General features: G+C 53.7%; 10 protein-coding genes and 2 pseudogenes. 4 read left to right on the top strand and 8 right to left on the bottom strand.

Annotation, left to right across the window (positions count from 1 at the left end; genetic code table 11):
• The first annotated feature begins 124 nt into the window (after window positions 1–124).
• Together DLM86_RS04895 and DLM86_RS04890 are read left to right on the top strand one after the other, a co-directional pair.
• A complete protein-coding gene (locus tag DLM86_RS04895) occupies window positions 125–928 on the top strand; it encodes an arylamine N-acetyltransferase family protein (protein WP_110838848.1) in 804 nt (267 codons plus the stop codon).
• On the top strand, window positions 925–1,353 hold the full coding sequence (locus DLM86_RS04890) for a hypothetical protein (protein WP_110838847.1): 429 nt from the start codon (window positions 925–927) through the stop codon (window positions 1,351–1,353). The genes DLM86_RS04895 and DLM86_RS04890 overlap by 4 nt, the downstream gene beginning before the upstream one ends.
• A gap of 95 nt (window positions 1,354–1,448) precedes the next feature.
• Here the strand turns inward: DLM86_RS04890 and DLM86_RS04885 are convergent.
• Window positions 1,449–1,946 (bottom strand): annotated as a pseudogene (locus DLM86_RS04885) (NUDIX domain-containing protein).
• A gap of 327 nt (window positions 1,947–2,273) precedes the next feature.
• On the opposite strand from DLM86_RS04885, the gene DLM86_RS04880 reads away from it, so the two are divergent.
• Both DLM86_RS04880 and DLM86_RS04875 read left to right on the top strand, forming a co-directional pair.
• Entirely contained in the window at window positions 2,274–3,305 is a 1,032-nt protein-coding gene (locus DLM86_RS04880) for a LacI family DNA-binding transcriptional regulator (protein WP_110838846.1), read from the top strand.
• Between the two features lie 82 nt (window positions 3,306–3,387).
• Complete coding sequence (locus DLM86_RS04875; RefSeq protein ID WP_110838845.1) at window positions 3,388–4,635, top strand: FAD-dependent oxidoreductase; 1,248 nt, start codon at window positions 3,388–3,390, stop codon at window positions 4,633–4,635.
• 390 nt (window positions 4,636–5,025) lie between these two features.
• On the opposite strand, the gene DLM86_RS04870 is transcribed toward DLM86_RS04875, so the two are convergent.
• The 7 genes and pseudogenes from DLM86_RS04870 to DLM86_RS04840 form a co-directional block, all read right to left on the bottom strand.
• Entirely contained in the window at window positions 5,026–5,904 is an 879-nt protein-coding gene (locus tag DLM86_RS04870; protein WP_158289332.1) for a S1C family serine protease, read from the bottom strand.
• Between the two features lie 503 nt (window positions 5,905–6,407).
• Window positions 6,408–7,636 (bottom strand): annotated as a pseudogene (locus DLM86_RS04865) (IS256 family transposase).
• Window positions 7,637–7,750: 114 nt separating this feature from the next.
• On the bottom strand, window positions 7,751–8,506 hold the full coding sequence (locus DLM86_RS04860) for a barstar family protein (RefSeq protein ID WP_158289331.1): 756 nt from the start codon (window positions 8,504–8,506) through the stop codon (window positions 7,751–7,753).
• A gap of 14 nt (window positions 8,507–8,520) precedes the next feature.
• Window positions 8,521–14,574 (bottom strand): polymorphic toxin-type HINT domain-containing protein, encoded by a 6,054-nt coding sequence (locus DLM86_RS04855; protein ID WP_110838842.1) that lies wholly within the window; start codon window positions 14,572–14,574, stop codon window positions 8,521–8,523.
• A gap of 31 nt (window positions 14,575–14,605) precedes the next feature.
• Window positions 14,606–17,407, bottom strand: a complete 2,802-nt coding sequence (locus DLM86_RS32655; protein WP_245954356.1) for a glycoside hydrolase family 78 protein — start codon at window positions 17,405–17,407, stop codon at window positions 14,606–14,608.
• A gap of 195 nt (window positions 17,408–17,602) precedes the next feature.
• On the bottom strand, window positions 17,603–18,499 hold the full coding sequence (locus tag DLM86_RS04845; RefSeq protein WP_170143691.1) for an alpha/beta hydrolase family protein: 897 nt from the start codon (window positions 18,497–18,499) through the stop codon (window positions 17,603–17,605).
• Between the two features lie 40 nt (window positions 18,500–18,539).
• Window positions 18,540–19,412 (bottom strand): AraC family transcriptional regulator, encoded by an 873-nt coding sequence (locus DLM86_RS04840; RefSeq protein WP_110838841.1) that lies wholly within the window; start codon window positions 19,410–19,412, stop codon window positions 18,540–18,542.
• Window positions 19,413–19,561: the final 149 nt, after the last annotated feature.

Genomic DNA, 19,561 nt, shown 5'->3' with positions numbered 1-19,561 from the left:
AGCGGGCATGACGTAAAATGGTGGATATCGGGCCGCTCTCCTGACGAGGGCGCCCGACGGACGTTTGGCGAACGGGAGCCTCCTTCCGCAAAAGGCTCCTTACCATAAGGAGGTCTGGACGGTAATGAGCGATTTCAACGCGTTATTCCGCAGCACGATCGGCTTTCCGGAAAACCGCCCCGTCGACTTCGACGCGCTGGACACGGTTCTCGACAAGACGGCGGCCGCGTTTCCTTTCGAAAACTTGGCGATCCTGTCCAAACGGACCGGGGAGATCACGAAAGACCGGCTTGTCCGGAAAATGCTGGCCGACCGCCAAGGCGGACTGTGCTACGAGCTGAACCCGCTGCTTTACTTGTTTTTGATCGACAACGGCTGGGACGCCGCCCTCGTACGCGGCGAAGTGTTCGATCATGACCGGAACGACTGGACGCGCTTGGGCCGCACCCATGTCGCGATATTGGCGCGGCATGAAGGCCGCACGTATTTGGTCGACACCGGCTTCGGCACCAACTTGGCGCTCAAGCCCATCCCGCTGGACGGGCAAGCCGTCGAATCGCGAAACGGCGAGTTTCGGGTGCGGGCGATGCGAAGCGACTACGGGAACTACGTCCTGGAGATGAAGCTGAGGCACAAACATACGGAGTGGCGGCTGGGCTACGCATTCGATTCGGAGCGTACGTTCGGGGATTTGTCCGAGGTGAACGAGGTACAGCGCATCATCGTAGGGGACGATCGCTCGCCGTTTAACAAAACGCCGCTCGTCACCCGCCTTACCGCCGACGGAAGAGTGACGCTTACCGCCAACTCTCTGACGCGGTGGGAAAATGGGGTCATGACGAAGGAGCCCGTCGACGAGGGACGGTTTCGGGAGCTGGCGAGGGAGTGGTTCGGGTTACGACTCGCGGCCGGCAAGGGGGATGTATGAAAAGAAAAACCGTCACCGCTACCGGATTGGTGGTTTTATTCGTAATCGGGCTCGTATATATGTTCATCCAACAAACTAAACTGAACGAATACGAGAACAACCAAGAAGCCATTGTAGGCGCTATTCGCGCAAGCATCAGCAGAATCGGAGGCTCGTTGCAAGGCGATCATTTGGAGCTGAACTACTTGGGGGCGTTGGAGCACGCCAGCAAGGCAAACGCATGGGCCGGCGCGTTAAATCCCCCCCAAAGCAGCAATACAATTACAAGCTATACGGCCGTGTTCATCACGGTTATAAGAGAACTTTCCGCTTCGAAGCGGGATTTGAAAAACAAAGATGAGGTAATAAGATTATTGGGAGTTTTATCGAACGATCCCTTCGATCGCGAGACCGCCGATAAGTTGTTTTTGGAGATGAAACGATAAAGCAATGGAAAGCAAGAGTCGTCACCGTTTTCCCCAACTCCGCCCGTCTGCACCGCCGGTGGATATGGCTCCGGTCACGACTCCATTGCTTTCCGTTACTCGGACGGCTTGTTCCGCGTACATCCGCCCCCCTCGTTATGCAGCTTGGACAATAAGTTATAGGTCGGATTGACTTCCCACGTTTCAAACGGAACAAAGCATGTTGCTTTCATCGCGTCAAGCGTACGGGATTTTTGCTGCGGACGGGTGATGTATCGGTCGATATTGAATTCGTTTAATTCAATATATCGGGCTTCCATCATTTCTTTCGGTTGAACTTTGATTTGTCCGCTAACGTATTCCGCTTTAAATAACCGCCAAAACCTGCTTCGTCGCATGATAATACACCCCCGTTACCCCGATGGGACGGATTGCAATGCCGGTCTCTCCCGGACATTCTCGGCGAACCGACTCATTCAAAGGCTCCCCTGCCTCAACGCTTCCTCCGGCATTTCCCACGTATCCGAACGCCAATGCGTCCTCAGCGGCAAAACTTCATTGGCCTCGTTCATCAACAAGGCGGAAACGGATACGGTATGTTTGGGTTGTTCCATGGGCCGTCACCTCATTAGTTAAGATACTTTGGTTCTACCAGATAGCCTGCGTCGGCATTGCATTTCTTCCGGAAATCGCGGCAGCGGCCGAATTGTTTGGTCGGTATCCCTTTGAACCACTCACCGGCTCCCCTCCATATCCCCTTGCCCGGCACCGTCATAGCGACCATGCGCGACCCGATACGCCGGCACCGTCGGGTTCCGCTGTAACATGCCGCCCTATCCGCCCGATCCGTTTCCTAGTACAATGTCCTTGTACGCAATCGCAATCACGCGCATAATCTTGCGTCCCATCATCCGCCATTATTCCGGAAAGCGAGGCGCGACATGAGTCCGAGAAAACAAGTGACGCTTCAGCATATCGCGGACCGGCTGCATACGTCCGTTCATACGGTGTCCAAGGCGCTGCGCGGGCTGCCCGGCATGTCGGAGGAAACGCGCCGGAGCGTCTTCCGCGCGGCACGGGAGCTCGGCTACCGAACGAAGGCGCAGGAGCACGCAATGGCGATCGACCGGCTCTCCGTCTACCCGGATAAGCCGCACCGGTTCGTCTTCGTCACGACCCATAACGGCTATCTCGTCAAACAGCTCTACAGCGGCCTGTACGACCGGCTGTCGGAGCTCGGCCACCTGATCGATTTCGCCATCTATCCGGAGCACGAGACGCACCCGGAGCGAATCCGGGACTGGTTCCAGCAATACGGCGTCTCGTACGCTTCCGGCGTCTTCATTCCCCCAACCATTCCGCTGCCCTTGGAGCAGGAGCTGCTCGCGCTGCCGATACCCCGGGTGCTGCTCAATTTCCCGCAAGCGGGAACGGAATCGGACAGCGTCATCTGGGACGTCTACGATGCCGTATCGCAAAGCGTCATGCACCTGGTCCGGGAAGGCCACCGGAGGATCATGTACGTGGGCGACATCCGGACGCAGCGAGGGTTTCGGAGACGCTGGCAGGCGTTCACCGAATCGTCCTCCGAGGCGGGCATCCAGACACCGCCGGAGGAAAGCCTCCTCGTTCCGCAAGGCACGCAGGCGGAGTGGGACGAGGCGTTCCGGGCGAAATGGGACAGCCTTCGGCCCACCGCGATCCTGTGCGTCCTGGATACGCTCATCCCGTGGATCTATTACGCCTGCCGCGGCCTCGGGCTGCGCATCCCGGAGGACGTCTCGCTCGTCGGGCTGGAGACGAACGAGGAGGCGTTCCTCCCCGATTTGACCCGCCCGCTGCTGCCCGTACGGGAGACGGGGGTGCGCGCGGCGGACCGGATGCTGTGGCGGCTCGCCAATCCGCATTTGCCGTACGAGCACATCCGGCTGCAATGCCGCTGGCATAAAGGCGCGACCGTGCGCAAAATGTAACCAAAATGGAACTGGCCGCCCGATCGGGCCGCGCGTTAAGCTGAAATCGAAAACCATCGATTTCAGGAGGTCCGAATTACCGATGAGCGACATAACGTTTGCAAGGCAAATCCCTTTGTTCGCCCGTACGCAGGTGCTCGTGGTCGGGGGCGGCCCGGCGGGCGTCGCCGCGGCCATTTCCGCGGCCCGCTGCGGCAAGAGCGTGATAGTAGCCGAGCATTCCGGCCAGCTCGGCGGCATGGGCACGCTCGGCAATGTCAGCATTTTTATGGGAATCGGCAATGTGACGGGGATATACCGGGAAATTTTGTCCGAAGTGCTTACGGACGTGCAGCTGCCCGAAAACCATGCCGGTTCGGTATGGCCGCAATACAATCCGTTCGTGCTGCGCCATTACTTCAATGAGAAGATGGAGAAGGAAGGCGTCGACGTGCTGTTCCACGTCAGCTTCGCCGGCGCGCTGCGCGAAGGGAGCCGGGTAACGGGCGCCGTCCTGAATACGCGCGAAGGGCTGCGCGCCATCGAGGCGGACGTCGTGCTCGATTGCACCGGAGACGGACGGGTGGCGATCGATGCCGGAGCCCCGTACACGTCCGGCCGAGACGAAGACGGCGCCACCCAGCCGATGACGCTCATGTTCATGATGCAGAACACCGGCAAGCCGGTAAAACGCAAGCTTCCGGAAGGCTGCTACCATTACGAGACCATCGAGGATCTTCCGCAAGGCCGGCACCTGTTCTGGGAACGGAACGACGACGGGACGCTGCTCGTCAACATGACCCGCGTGCGCGGCAACGGCGCGAAGATCAAGGACGTCGCCTTCGCCGAGAAGGAAGCGCTGCGCCAGGTGTTTTCCGTCGTCGACTATTTGCAGCGCAACGGCTTCGAGAATTACGTGTTGTCCCACGTGCCCGCCCAGGTCGGCGTACGCGAGACGAACCAGATCAAGGGGCATTACACGCTTACGGAGGACGACCTGCTGTCCGGCAGACGGTTCGAGGACGTCGTCGCCCAGACGAATTACGAAATCGACATCCATAACCCCGACGGCAAAAAAGGAACCGACGAACGCAAGCTGAGCGGATACGATATCCCGTACCGCTGCATGATCCCTCAGGGCGTCGACGGGCTGCTCGTTGCCGGCAGGTCGATCTCCGCGACGCATGTGGCCATGTCGTCCATGCGCGTTCAGGCGACCTGCTACGCGCTGGGCCAGGCGGCCGGCAACGCCGCCTCGATCGCCATCGACGACGGCGTCAGGATGGCGGACGTCGACATCCGCAAGCTGCACGAGCACATGCACCGGCAGGGGGTCGTCTTCCTGAAATAACGAAAGCGAAAAAGAGGGTTGTCCACGGTTTTACTTGCCGTGGGCAGCTCTTTTTCGCAATTGCGGCACTCTCCGGATCAAGTTGCGCGACGTAGGTCGGGAGGTTGGGTGCATTCCTTTGGTCTCCATCTGGTTCAAGAAGGCCGCCGCGGATACTAAAAACGAAGGAGCTAAGCGAGAACGGTTCGCTTAGCTCCTTTTACTTCATCAGAATGTCATCCGAGAGTGTTGCTGATGGTGTTTCATATTTACTTTCGGGACACTACCAGGGCTGTTTTTTCGATTATACCAAAGCGGTACGCTATTGGCGGCCGGAACGCCTTTCCGCGCATCGCTGGATTTCCTCTTCATGGACATCGATAAGTTCGATGCTTTGTACTGATGAATCCATCACTGCTTCGCCACATGGATTCCGCCGATCTTCTCCAATACGGGGAGCAGATGGGCAACGGATACAGCCAGGCCGACATGGCGCTTCTCTCCGTCCAGCTCGACTTCGGCGGTGGCGAACACGACGGCGATCGCCTTGCCATCGGCGTTAATGACCGGGCTGCCGCTGTTGCCTTTATAAACGGGAGCCTGCAAAGCGAGAGCCGGAACGTCCAAGCCCCGCACCGGAATTTGCCCGGCGATCGTCCCTTCGTTGGCGATACGGGTGAACATCAGCGGGTTGCCGATGATGTAAACGGGTTCGCCTTCCCGCCAGTCGTTCGTCCGCTCTAGCGGCAACGCGTCCAATTGCCGGTCACCCGGGTCGATTTTCAACACGGCCAAATCGAGACCGGCCTCGCTTGCCTTAACCTCCGCGATGTAGTTTTCCCCATCGGGGAGCCGAACGAACACGTTCTTCGCCCCTTCGATGACATGATGGTTCGTGACGATATATCCGTCCGGCGTTATGAGAAATCCGGTCCCTTTCCCCTCGTCCGTGCCGACGACGACGACGGCTTGCTTATAAGCCGCGACCGCTTCGTTTCGGGAAAGCTCCCTCGATTTGACGAGAAACCGGATCGCCTGCCCATTGTAAAGCATCGGCCAAAACGCCAGCCCGTTGACGAGCAAAGCCGCGACGACGAAAACGGCGATCGCTTTCTTCAACCGTCGTCTCGTTCTCGCTTTCCGCTCGAAATAGATCCGGTCCTCTTCCTCGTCCGCTTCATCCGCTTGAACCAGGTCCGCCTCGTCGTACGCCGGCTCATGTTCCGCTGCGGCGGCCTCCCGCTCCTTCCGTTCCTCCGGCCGGTCCTCTCGCTCCTCTCGATCTTTCAAGTCGCCCCTCCTAACCGGCGTCGACATCCGCTGCCCGCCCGCTCCGACCTGCGCTCAAGCTCGCACGACCCGCTTGTTTTTCAATAGTATACCATAGAGCTAGTAGGGTGGACGATGCTGGAGGGTGTAGACTGTGTATACTCTCTAATCTGTAGTAGGAAAGGTTTACTTGGAAGGATGATCACGTTGGCCCAAAGTTCAGCAAGGAGTAAATTGGGATTTCGGTAGAAGCGAGTGGTTACAGGCTATTTATCAAAGTATTATTATATCCAGTGAGACGCTTAGGATGTAGTAACGCACAGAGAAACCTCACTCCTCGTGAAAACCACGCCGCGCATATGCTGCTATTATTGGGGGCGTGGCGAGCAATAAAAAGAACGGTATAAGTGGCTATGTGAACTCCAACAATCGGCCACCCGATTTATTCGATTGGTGAGAGGGGGAAAAAATAGGGTCTGTCAAGAATTTTGTTTAAACACTCCTAGAGAAAACCAATGGACAGCCTAAGGTAAATGGGGTCCAATTCGGTCGGGGAAGAAGACCGAGAGCTGCAGCAAGATTTGTCCCCAGTTTTGAACACGGCCGGTCCATTTCTGAGTTACGTCCATGGTGGCGAGATATAGCATCTTGAGCAAGGATTCATCCGTTGGGAAGATGCTCTTTCCTTTGGTTACCTTGCGGAGCTGGCGGTGGTAGCTCTCAATCATATTGGTCGTGTAGATTAACTTTCGGATCTCAGGAGGGTATGTAAAGAACGTTGCAATCTCGTCCCAGTTCGTGCGCCAGGAACGCACGATGAGCGGGTATTTGGTGCCCCAGGTTTCTTCGAACCGATCAAGCTCAACGAGCGCCATATCCTCCGTTGCAGCCTTGTAGATCGGTTTGAGGTCCGCCGTCACCTTCTTTAGGTCCTTGTATGAAACGTACCTAGTGGAATTGCGGATTTGGTGAATGACGCATTTCTGGATCTCCGTCTTCGGAAAGCACGCCGAAATAGCCTGTGAGAAGCCCGTAAGGTTATCCACGCAGGTAATTAGGATGTCGCCCACGCCTCGGTTCCTGAGATCGTTGAGCACGCTAAGCCAAAATTTTGAGGACTCATTCTCGCCGATCCACATCCCGAGAACGTCCTTGTTTCCGTCGAGATCGATGCCAATGACCATGTAAGCAGCCTTATTCACAATCGCGCCGTCTTGCTTTACTTTGAAGTGGATCGCGTCCATAAAAACAACGGCATACACGCCTTATAACGGACGATTCTGCCATTCTTTGATCAAGGGAATGAGCTTGTTCGTCACGTTGGAGATCATCGTCGGAGACACTTCAATCCCGTACAGATTGGACAGGTGGTCCTGAATGTCTCGGGTGCTTACACCCTTGGCATACATAGCAATAATCTGATCCTCAATGCCGGTTACGTTCGACTGATGCTTCTTTACGATCATCGGCTCGAACTCACCGTTACGATCCCTTGGAACACGGATCTCTTGCTCTCCGTACTCGCTGGTGATCGTCTTCTTGCTCTTCCCGTTACGGCTGTTGGTTGTCTGCTTGCCACATCATGCTTCGCATAGCCCAACTCATGATCAAGCTCCGCCTCCAACATCTCTTGCAACGTGTCGGCAAACAGTTCTTTGAGAGCAGACTGAACATCCGCCATCGTCTTTAGATCGTTGTCTTTGATGAAGGCTTTCACTTGATCCTTGCTGAACTTCGGGGCCACTGTGCTCATCCTTCCAATCCAACCTTTCCTATTAGTCTAATAGATTGATTGGAGAGTTTACACAGAAAATTTTACAGTCCCAAAAAATAAGACCTCGAAGGGGACACCTTCAAGGTCACTAAACTAAAGTCTAATAATATTCACTTGTTTATCTGCAAATATCTCTTTTAGTTTTGTTAAAAAAACACTATCTGTTTCAAAAAAATCACTACCATTTTCCAAATTAAGGGTGAACGGAGGCACTGCACCAAAGCCACCACAAAGACAATCCTCCAGACTCAATAAGTCAAAGCCAAAATATCCACCTGGACCATTAATTGCTTCTCCTAGAGCACAAAAGAAGGAAGTTGAATCATTTACGTAAGTTGAATCAAAAGAATAGACTCCATGTTTTTCATCTTTTTTATTAGAATTTCTCTTGAAATATAAACGTACAACTTCTAGCCATCCTTCTCTTTGGTGATCTGTGAGACTAGACCATAAGTTAGTGGATGCAGGAGGTAATTGTCTCCACCACTCCCAAATCTCTAAGGCTTCTTTGGACGCTTTTGTTAAAAGTGTTCCAGTTAGTTCGACATACCTTTCTTTATTTTCAGGCACATTCTCACGAAAGTACAATGGAACTTTCGAGGAGAAATAATACGAACCTATGGGGTCCCCATCTACACCCATGATTCCTAAATGAATATTTGTAACTCTGGATTTTGTCTTAGCACAATATTCACTAAATGATTGCGTTATATTAAAGTTCTCTAGGATGATCTTGTGGAAAGATTCGTTTCCATCAATTAAAGTACATTCTCCGGAAAGTCCCACGATGTCATCGCATGTCCCCACAATCAAATTACTCTCATCATCTACTATCGAATATTTAGCCATTGTACCTCCCAACTCTATTTTCCACCTTCAGGATACCATGGTCCCGGAAATAATTTAGGTTGTGAATAGTCATGATTTAACACGTATCCAAGTTTTCCGTCTGGTCTTCTTAATATTCTATGGCTCGTTCCGGGAACGTCATATTCTAACGAACCGGACCATACATTCGTTCCACCGCCTGATATATTTTTCAATTCATTCGCATTAAATACTTTTTGTTTACCAGTAACAGGGTCAATCCTCGGCGTCCCCCCGCCTAATCTAATTTCTTCGTATTGGTCCCGAATTGTTTTTGGCAGAGGATTTGGGCTAGAAAGATTATTATTACTGCATTTCGTATTGTGCACCCAAATGCCAATATCAGTTACATAATACGTATGGAAGTCAGCAACCGTAAAGTTATAAACCGTTACTGGCTTATCCAGTTTAATGAACTCAACCTTATCAATCGTCAGATTGCTTTCATCAGCTTTTTGGAGTTTGTCTCCCACCTGGAGTTCACCTGCGAAGACCCATCCCTTTCCCTCGACCCAAAATGGATGGTTGTCTGTCGTCTCGATGATTTGTTCACCAACATGCAACTTAATAATATCATCACGTTGGTTGCGGTATAAAGCCGTGACTTCCTTATAAGCTAATTCTCCACTAGGGTTATTCTCATCTTTGGCGAGAACCTTATCCCCGACCTCGATGTCTTCGATATTCTTCTCCCCTTCGTCTGTCAAAACCTTGGTTCCGGAAGTAAAGCAATTGCACGAACTTGCTCGTGGCCCTCTAATAACAGGATAAACATTCTCATCCGGCACATCGTAAGGAAGCCCGCCTAACTGAGCACCGACATATTCTAAGTGCTCAATATCTTCCCGTTCCAACTTGCCGAAGTCTTTGAACCAATCACCAATTTTATTAACTACGTTTCCTTCGTAAAAATACTGTCTAACCGGGACTCCATTTTCGATTTCCCAATCTCCATTGTGATCATAGTCATGGCCATCCCAGAAAGACTCATAATTACCATTCGAACCATAATTACAGTCTCCACGATGAGAGTAAAGACCATCAGCGGAAGTACACCAATGCCCCGTCGGGTCAATATAAATCAACGGATTATTATGCACATACGCGTACAAATTCAACGTCAACGGATTCGCAATATCCCCTTCGTACGCATCCTTGCTAATAAACCGCCCGACACCCGGATCATAATACCGGGCACGCAGATAATACAAGCCCACTTCCGCGTCGTACTGCTCGCCCGCGTACTTGAACACGTTCGGCACGGACTCCGTTTCGCTCAGCACATTGCCCCACTCGTCGTACCGGTAGTTATTCACGACCGCCCCTGCCGTGCTCACAAGCTGCACGACATCGCCATGGCCGTTCTGCAGGTAATAGTACGACTGTCCGGTGGCGGCATCCTTCTTCATAAGCAGCCGGTCCGGTCCCCAAACGTATTGGGCCGTGACGTTGTTATTCGCATCCGACTCGGCGATCACTTGGCCTTTCCCGTTGTAAGTATACCGTACGGTACCCGTAGAGGACGTTTTCTTAATCCGGAGCCCTTCCGTTTCCGGGCTGTACTGGTACTCGGTCGTCTCTCCCCCACTGGCAACACCGGTCAATTCGTTCCACGGGTTGAAGGTGTAGTTCGCTTCCCGGATGATTAGGCTGTCGCCCACATTCGTTTTCCGGTTGCCTCTGCCGTCGTACGTATAGGTGACGATCTGGCCGTCCGGTCGGGTCGTCTTCGTCAATCGGTTCAGCTTATCGTACTCGTAGCCGGTTGTGCCCGCAGCATCGGTCACGGAGACAATATTGCTGTTCGCGTCATACCCGTACTGGTAGGTCGAAATGGGCTGCGTCCCTTTGACGTTGGTCACCTTTGTCAGGCGGTTCATTTTGTCGTACTCATACTGCGCTTTCAAGTAAGTGCCGTCAGCGAGTCTCGGGTACGTGATCGTTTTCAAGGTGCCGTTCGGGTTGTACTCGTACTTGGCGTACTGGCTGTCATCCGTCCCCGGAGCTGAGGCAGCCCCGTTCGTCTGAACCTTATCCACCCGGCCGCGGTCGTACGCGTACGCGGTCGTAAAGGCGAAACCGTCCGTGACGCCCGTCGGCTTGCCGGCCCGATCGAACGTATTGGACATCGACAACGGCAATCCGTCGGAAGTTACGACTTTGGACGCAAGCTGCCCATTGGACGTATACGTGTAAGCGGCCGAACGGATCGCGGAAGAGCCGTTCCATTCCTCTTTCCGTACCGGTCCGAACGGATTCGCCTCGTAATACGTTTTAAAGCTGGTCGTCCCGAGATTGGAGGCGACAAGACGATGCAGCTCATCGTATATATACTGGAACGAATTTTGATTCAAATCTCGTTTGGACGACAAGTCCCCTACCGCGTTGTAGTTCCACTGATCCGATTGTCCGGCCGGGTTTATCGTTTGCCGGATGCGCCCGAGCTCGTCGTACGTCTTGGTCGTCGTGAACGTTTGCCCGTCGACCTGCTTCGTCTCTTTGATTTGCCCCAGTGCCGTATACGAGTAGTCCGTCGCCTGCTGTAACGGATCCGTAATCTTAGTCAACCGGTTCAGTTTGTCGTACTGGTAATTCGTGACATAGCCCTTCGGATCCGTCGAACGAATGACGTTGCCTACATAATCATACGCATAGAAGCCTTGTACCTTATTGATGCGGTCCGGCCAGTTCGGGTAGGCGGTATACGAGAGCGGACGTCCCAAATGGTCGAACTGCTTTTCGAGGACATTCCACTTTACGCTATCGTCCGGGTTGGCCGCGTTTTCCGGCGTAACCATATAGCTCGTCGTGGTCCGCTGGATCAGATCGTGAACCGATTTATAAATGTTGCCGTGCGTGTCCGTTACTTGGCTGTTTCTGCCCCATATGTCGTACGCCATCGTTTGAACGTTGTTCTCCGCATCGATCGCGTATATCGGTCGGCTCATGCCGTCATAATGGAGCTGCACTTCCGGAATCCAGTGTCCGCGCTGGCTATCATGGAATTGCCGAAGAATCAAGTTCCCCGTTCCGTCATAAAACGACTCCCTCACGTTATACGGCGTGACGGAATTGGTGGAACGGTTTCGAACAGACGTATACGTTTTGACCTTGAGCGTCTGCACATTCGAATTCGTCGAATCGAACGCGGCGGACGATTGGTTCGGTGCGTACTCCGTCCTTTCTTCAACGTCGTAGATGACCCCGTTTAAGCCGGTGTAGCTCGGTTGAATTACACTGGTTGGGCGCCCGAGCTTGTCGTAGCCGAACGTCGTTATCCGTCCGCCCGGAGCTGTCTCGGACATCAACAACCCGGTAAGCACTTCGTACGTCCGACTCGTTTCCATTATTTGCGGCTGGTTGTTCTCATCCGTATAAAACTGCTTCACCTTTGTCGGAAAAGCATACACGCCGGCCGGCCCATATTCGGTTTCCGTTCGGGCAACCTTGCCGTCTTCAAGCGTCTGGATCGCAATCGCCTTCGATACTTTGCCGTCCGTCAGCTCATACGTGTATTCGACCGATTCGCCATTGGCGTTGACCGTTTTCTTGAGTCGGCCGTATAGCGCCGGAACGAGTGGATCGTAATGGTAGTCGATCGTTTCCGTCTGAATCGTGTTCGCATTTTGTTTTCGCTCCGTTTTGGACGGGAAATGGAACGAGGCATCGTATTCGTATTTAGTCGTATATTCAGCCTTCGTCGCCTCGTTGTTAAAGTCCGCCCAGTTCAGCGGTTGTGTCTCGCTAGCCAGTCCTCCCCAACTGTTATACGTTCGGCTAACATAAAGTCTCTGCGTATTGGGGCCGACCTGGTCAGTAAACCGCGTTCGGGTCGGTTTGTACTTGTACGTGTCGTGAAACAATTCGTTTTCTTGCGTTCGTATCTCTCTTCCATCCGCTGATAACGTAACGATGCTGGACTCTTGCCCTTGCTCGTTAAAGGTTATGGTGCTTTGCACGCGATCTTGCGTGGTCACCACCGTGGCATGGTGGGGAAAACCGGTTCGGTTATCCGTATAGTCCCCCAAATAGGCATACCCGACCTGATTCATTCCGGGATGCTGATAAATCTCCAGTTCAATCAGATTGGATCCGTTTAGAATCCGAACGTATCTTGCATTTCCGTTCAGATTTCGAATATCCTCTGCTATACCGCTGCCGATGTTGACCACATACAAATCCGACCAAGTCGTGGCATCGTTGGATACTTGGATGGAGTATTGGGCATAAGGATTCCGATTCTTCCAACGAATGACGACTTGATTAAACGATTGAACCGATCCAAGATCTACATACAGCCACGGGTTTGCGTCCCCGCCATTGGGAATCCATGACGTTAAAGATTTCCCGTCAACAACGTTGGAACCGTAATAATAAATATAGTTGTCCGGGCTGGTGTCATCCCCACCAGTATCGACGTAGTAGGAAGAGACTTGCACCGGTTTCCCCAACGCCAAGTTCGGTTTGGAAAACGCCGGTACCGCCGTACCAACCCGGTTCATATCGGACCGGTCCTTCACCCGAAAGGCGTCCATTGAACCGTACGCACCCAACTTCCGCGACGAGGTTTCGTATTCATAATTTGAAACGCTGTGCGGATAAATGATCCGTTTTAAGAGCTGCGTATATACGCTAGCCGTTGGATTGTACATGTAAAAGTAGAATCGCTGCGCAACCGATTCATACTCGTAATACGTTGTCGTCTGGTCGGAAGTATTAGGAGCCTTTGTTACAGCATACAAGTAAGGCTCGTATCGTCCATCGACGATATGCCGCTTTTTCGTATACTTCACGACGGTCTGCTTACCAGGTTCCCCGGGATAGGTAACCGTGACCGTGACGTTATCCTCCGTAGCAGCCGGATTATCGATCGCGTTGTCGTAGGTTAGTTGAATGATCCGACCGATGCTATCGGTAATTTGCTGCACATAGGCGTACTCGACTCCATTAACTGTACGAACGACATGTGAAAACCGGATTTCGTTGCCGAATCGGTCCTTTATGCCGAGAAGTCTGCCGTCATCGGCAAAATACGTTTTTCGCAAGTCGTGGGAGGAAAATACGTAGGAAGACGATTTTTGCCCGTTTGAGTACGTCCCGTTATCCATGTAAAACTTTACGTCGTCCCTTGGGTAGCCGACCAAGTTACTGTCCTCGGGGTTATATGTAAAAGAAACATAGTAAGAAGCGCCCGTTCCATCGTGGAAATGGATTTCGCTCCCGTCATCGGGCGGGGATTTTACGATTTGCAGTGACGGGAGTCCGAGCGCCCAACCGGCACCGAGATCGTAACGCGAGCGTAAATAACTCGTTTTTTCCGCTACGTTGCTCCAACTAAAGAACTTTCTATACGTTTCGTTTCTGGGCTGAACACGGCACACCTTCTGGGCGTAAGTGGTACTGTTTGCATAGCTCGAGCAAGCGGTCTCCGCTTCCTCGTACGTTTTATAAAGTGAGCTGTATGACGTATACGGTCCGCTGCCGTTGCTTGTATATCCTTCGAAAACGTACTGCCAATAGTTGTAGTCCTTATAGTAGTTCCAGCCGGAAGATACTTCGGTAAAGACCGATCGCATTTCTCCCATCTGAGCTTGGTTGGAGTTATAGTGCCGCGATAAAGCAAAGTCCAATCCATCCCGTCCCGGAAGGACAAGATCGGTCACGTTAATCGATAAGGAGCCGCTCTGCCTATCCACCGCCTCTTGACTGCGGTATCGGTCGGCATACTGGTCTTTTCCGCTTTCGTTAATCACCTGCGGCATGGCGATTCCATTCATCTGTTTGCTCCAGCCGCTTATGTCGGTGGCGGCCATAAGTGAAAAACCATTTTTCTCAACCAGAGCGTCGGACGAGCTGCTCTGGGTTTGGAGCACCAGCTCCTCGGGAGGCGCCGGAGGCTCGGCATCCACATGCTCGCTATAATCCGGAACGGAATGGACAATCGTTTGGTCGGACGCTTCGTCTGCCATCGCTACGTTGACAGATGGGAAGCCGGAAAGGATCATGACCGTTATCAAGAGGATCGAAATCCATGGTTTGGTTCGTTTCACAGGAAGACCTCCGCAAGTGGAAATAAAAAGTTTACTGAATCTGTGTACCGATCAAATTGCCGTTTCCGTCATACTGGTAGTCCAGCGTGCGTCCATCCGGCAGAATGATATAGTCGAGTCTCCCGGCTTGATCGTACCGATACTCCAACGCGCCGGTGATATAACGGACCGTCCGGCTCGCCGCAGACGTGTTGCCCGCATCGTCTCTCGCTTTCACGCTGAACGCGTATGGAGTCCCCGGCTGCAAGCCGGTTACGGTAAAGGAATTGGTCGAGCTGGTTCCGATCGGGCTCGTGCCGTTGTAGATGTCATAAGCGGCCACACCGATATTATCTGTGGAAGCCGTCCAACCCAACGTTACGGTTGTTGCCGTTTTTCCCGTTACCGAAACGTTTCCCGGAACCGTAGGAGGTAACGAGTCCAGATTAGGAATGGACAAGTTGCTGCGGTACGACCAGTCCGACCACTCCATGTCGTCCTTCACGCGTATTGCAAAACTCCATGTCCCGAGGGCCAACGGTGCGGTCGTATGGCTGGTCGCATTCGAGGCGATCTCGCCGGAATTGTATGCCCACGTCGCCCAATTGTCCCGAGACCCTACGACTTGGAAGGCCGTTTCCGCTTGGCCTTCCGGATCCGAATAGGCCCATGTAAATGTAAGCACGTTATGGTAGAGGACCTGGTCGTCGCTATACGACGAGATCGACAATGACGGAAAGACATTCGGCTTGATCGACCGCATCTCGGAAAATGGAGATTCCAATCCGTAGTTGTCTCTCGTTTTCACCCGCCAGTAATATACGTCCCCACGTGCCAGTACGTGGAGAGGGATCGCATAGGAGGTCGCCCCTGTTCCCCTCCATCCGGAATCGTGAACCGGCAGATGGCTGGCGTTGTAGACCACGACTTGAAATGCCGATTGGACGTTGCCAGGATCCGGATCGGTAAACGCCCACTGGACGGTAGGCGTCGTACCCGCGATTCGCGTCGGGATATTCAGCGTGGCCCCGCCAGGCGAGAGATTCACCGGCGCATTCGGTGCCCGATTCGCCAGCACCGTAAAGGCTCCGTCAGATTCATCCCATTCCCCGTACAAAGCTCCATCGAAGGCCCGGATTCGGATTTTGTTCGACGATGTACTGGTTGCTCCCGAGAAGTTATATGGATACGAAGTCGCTCCGGGGCTTGTTAAGGCAACCATATCCGTCCATGCCCCGCCGTCCTTGGAGATTTGGATTTGATACTGCAGGTTCCATTGCGGCGTATCCAAGTCTGAAGCCGGCTGCCAAGTGATGGTGTGGACCGTGTTCAATACTTCACCGCCGTTTGGCGACAAAACGATAGGTGTGGTAGGCTTGGTCGTATAGACCACTTCTAGTCTTGCACCTGTACCCATAGTTATTTCATTCAAAAGTGCATCAGCACCGAAGTTATGATTTTGGGCAATTGCGATTCCGTGGTCTTGCCCTGCGGCTTTAATATCTTTAATAGCCCGCGTAACATCTATATCGATTGGAGTCAGGCGCCAATATTGACCCGCAGTTGCCATAACAAATGGATTTTCCGCTCTTGAGTACCACTGGACTGAAGGTTCAGGACTATCTAGGTAATATGTAGTAGGGGGCTCTGACCAATCCTGCATTATACGGCCAACTTGGAACTCGGCACTATAACTTGGTAAAGCTTCTTCTCCCATTTCAAGTGACGTTTTTAGAGTAGCCTGAAAAAATATATAGTCCATCGGTATAGATGATAAATCGAATTTAAAAAGGGCATAAAATGAATTCGGCATTATTCCGCATTTGTATCCTCGGTAGGAGTCATTGTAAATATACCGGTTTAAGCCGCCGGGCCTTACTATACAAGCATCCTTCACCGCCGGACTCAACACAATCGTCGGGTCAATGGCCACCGGATACGTCAATCCATTCAACTGCGCCTCGATATCTAAATACGCCTTCTTCCCTTCAACCCGTAGCGTTTGACCCACATCCCGATACTGCCCGTTCGCATCAATCAGCCACGCCGGTTGTAGACGAAACTCCCCGGAACGAAGCGAGTCGGCCAACGGCCCGACCACCTCATAGCGGAACGAGCTTGGAGCATCAGGAGAGTTCAACACAATCGTTTCCTTGACCCCATTCTCTATGATTTGCAGAATCACGTCCGTGCTTGTCCACGCATTCTGGTAAATTAGGCCCGACCTGCCGTAGACCGCACCGGTTACAGAAGTAGAGCCTACCGGTATAAAGGTCAACGTCTCCCCGTTTTTCGCAACGGAATACCCCTTCCGGAACGACTTCGGCAGCGTGGCATCGAACGGCACCTGCAGCGCTTTGTAGCTTCCTTCCTCTGCAGCTTTGCCAGCCAACCGTTTCTCCTTGTTCCGCGCGGCCATCCCTCGGATCGAAGCCGCGTTCGCTTTGGACAACGGCACCTGTACCGTATCCAATTCCGACTCCTCGTACAACGTCGTATCGATGTCGTACAGCTTACCGTCCTCGGCTTCATAATGCTGGTCGTGCATCGTGAAAACCGCTTTGTAGGATCCGTCCTTCAGCAAGTAATGCTTACCGGTCGGCGTTCGTTTCTCGAGCGCTTCGCCGACGACGTTTGGATCACGCTCCATCTCCCGAGTTAGTTTCCCGCCAGTTCCATACACGGCACCGGTTACCATTCGTGAATCGCCGTATACGGAACTTCCAACGCTCAACCCCCGGGCTTTCTGTGCGTTCTGCGCAAGGCCGGTTCCATCCGCGAATCCTCCGAGCGAGGAAGCAAACGTAAGGAATGCAAGCAGTTGAGCCAACCATCCTCTAACACCGTTTTTCACTTCCAATCCCTCCACAAGTTTCAAATTTCGACAACTATGACCAGTATAGGGCGGAATAATTTTCCGGTAAAGAGATTTATATCAGCCCTTTTTTCTACTGAACTCCATGAACCTATTGAAAAACAAAAAGCCGGAGATCGAGACTCGCTCGATACTCCGGATCTATCAACCTACTCTTTCCACAACACTTCCCTCCTACCCCCGCCCCCCCAAAAACGCCGCCACCTCAGCTTGCAGCGCCTCGTGAAATCGCACGCGATCGAAACCCGGCGGGTCCTGCGACGGAGGGAAGGCCGGCGAAATCATCGCATCCGGGAACGGGCTCAGGAACGAGAAATGTCCGGCGTTCTCGACCGTCCGGTAACGGACGTTCCGCGGATCGGCAACGCCGTTCAAGACGATCTGCGCGTGAAAAGGCGGCGTGTACGGATCGTGCTCCGCATCCAGCATGAGAATCGGGACGCCGACGCGGCGAAGCGCCCCTTCCTCGCGGAACCAGACGGTCGCCGGCGCCAATAAAACCAACGACCGGATCCGCCGGTCCGGCGTGACGTCGATCGGCTGCGGCCGTCCTTCCGGGCTCTCGTGCGGGAAGGAGGTCGGGACGCCGCCGGCGGCCGCCAGCGCGGTGTAGCCGCCCATCGAGTGCCCGATGACGGAGTAGCCGCCGGGCTTCAGCAATCGCCGGAACGTCTCGTCCTCATAAAACCAGTCGGCCGCCATAACAAGGTGGCGGGGGCGGTAGACGAGATTTTGCACCGTCCCTTCCCAGCTGTTGTCGTTGCGGTTATTGTGCGGGTGCTCGGGCAGGCCGACGATAAAGCCGCAGCGCGCCAAATACCGGGCCAGCGACCGGTACACGAACGACGACCCGCCCGTGCCGTGCGAAAGAAGCGCCAGCGGAAACGTTCCCTCCCGCGGCGCGGCATCCCTTGCCGCCTCCACCGGGTACGGCCCCAGCCGGTCGTCCCGCTCCGGCACATCCGTCGGGTAGAACACGATCATGGGGAAGGACGTCCCTGTCCCCTCGTCGACAATCTTCACCTCGCGGCAACCGGCAAAAGCTTGCTTCGTTTCCGTTCTTTCGACCATCCTCGCTTCTTCCTCTCCTAGCGCGACTCCCGCTCCCGACCTACGGTGTACAGACGGGAATATAAAGATCCAGTACGGAATCCTCATGATCCGGGCCCAAGTATCGCGGGTCGTACCTCGCAAACTCGGGACCGTTCGTCCGAATATAGCCCGATCGGGGGAGCCACGTTTCGTAAATGTATTGGAACGTATCGTTCAGTCTCGCCAACGTCCCTCTATGCGAAAATACCGCATAGGTCGCCGCCGGAATCGACTTGGCGACCATCCCGGCCGGAACCGGAACCGGCTCGCCGCCGGTTACCACGCACGCGGTGTAAGAAACCTCCCACTGCTCGCCCGTCAGTTCGACGACCGCGTAAAAGACGCCTTCCCGGTCCGGTTCTCGCCCGAGTTCGGACAGACGGGCCCGGAAGGTTCGCCACAGCGCGCCGACCTCGTCCGAATTGACGCCCGTTATGGACATGCCGACCACATGCAGCTCGTCCAAGCGGACAAAAGCCGGCTCGAGGGAAATCCCCTCGTGCAGATGATGCAGCCCCGCTTCATCCAACGGCAGCTTCTCCATCGCGCGGAACAGTGTGTCCTTCATGTCCCTTTGCTTGCGGAATTGCCCGGGCGAAATGGCGAACATCTGCCGAAACGCCCGCGTGAACGCTTCCTGCGACTCGAAGCGGTACCGGACGGCGATCTCGATGATTCTTTGCTTCGTCTCGAACAAGTCGAAGGCCGCCTGCGTCAATCGCCGCTTGCGGATATAGTCCGCGACGGACAGGCGCGTAACCGCCAGGAAGATCCGGTGAAAATGAAAGGGCGAATAGCCGGCGGCGTCCGCCACCTCGGCGCTGCGAATATTTTCGGTCAGACGGGCCTCGATATAGGCGACGGCTTTCATGATCGAATCTTTGTAGTTCATGCGAATGCCTCCATGGAGATACTTTTACTTTACGACGGGTACGGCAGTCCGTTTTTGATATTTTTTGCGGTTTTTTGCTGTTCCGTTCATGCGACGGATATGGTACATTAAACCTACCCGCCACCAAGGTCTTTCGACCCTCCTTTTTA

It is taken from the genome of Paenibacillus flagellatus (assembly GCF_003217775.1).
GTDB classification, from domain to species: Bacteria; Bacillota; Bacilli; order Paenibacillales; family NBRC-103111; genus Paenibacillus_AB; species Paenibacillus_AB flagellatus.
Note: the sequence above shows the minus strand (reverse complement) of the source record. Positions and strands in the feature narration are given on the sequence as shown.

Excerpts from the sequence above, each read along its gene's own strand:
- DLM86_RS04895 (WP_110838848.1), top strand. The coding sequence starts at position 125 with ATGAGCGATTTCAACGCGTTATTCCGCAGCACGATCGGCTTTCCGGAA.
- DLM86_RS04845 (WP_170143691.1), bottom strand. The coding sequence starts at position 18,499 with ATGGTCGAAAGAACGGAAACGAAGCAAGCTTTTGCCGGTTGCCGCGAG.
- DLM86_RS04880 (WP_110838846.1), top strand. The coding sequence starts at position 2,274 with ATGAGTCCGAGAAAACAAGTGACGCTTCAGCATATCGCGGACCGGCTG.
- DLM86_RS04890 (WP_110838847.1), top strand. The coding sequence starts at position 925 with ATGAAAAGAAAAACCGTCACCGCTACCGGATTGGTGGTTTTATTCGTA.
- DLM86_RS04860 (WP_158289331.1), bottom strand. The coding sequence starts at position 8,506 with ATGGCTAAATATTCGATAGTAGATGATGAGAGTAATTTGATTGTGGGG.
- DLM86_RS04840 (WP_110838841.1), bottom strand. The coding sequence starts at position 19,412 with ATGAACTACAAAGATTCGATCATGAAAGCCGTCGCCTATATCGAGGCC.
- DLM86_RS04875 (WP_110838845.1), top strand. The coding sequence starts at position 3,388 with ATGAGCGACATAACGTTTGCAAGGCAAATCCCTTTGTTCGCCCGTACG.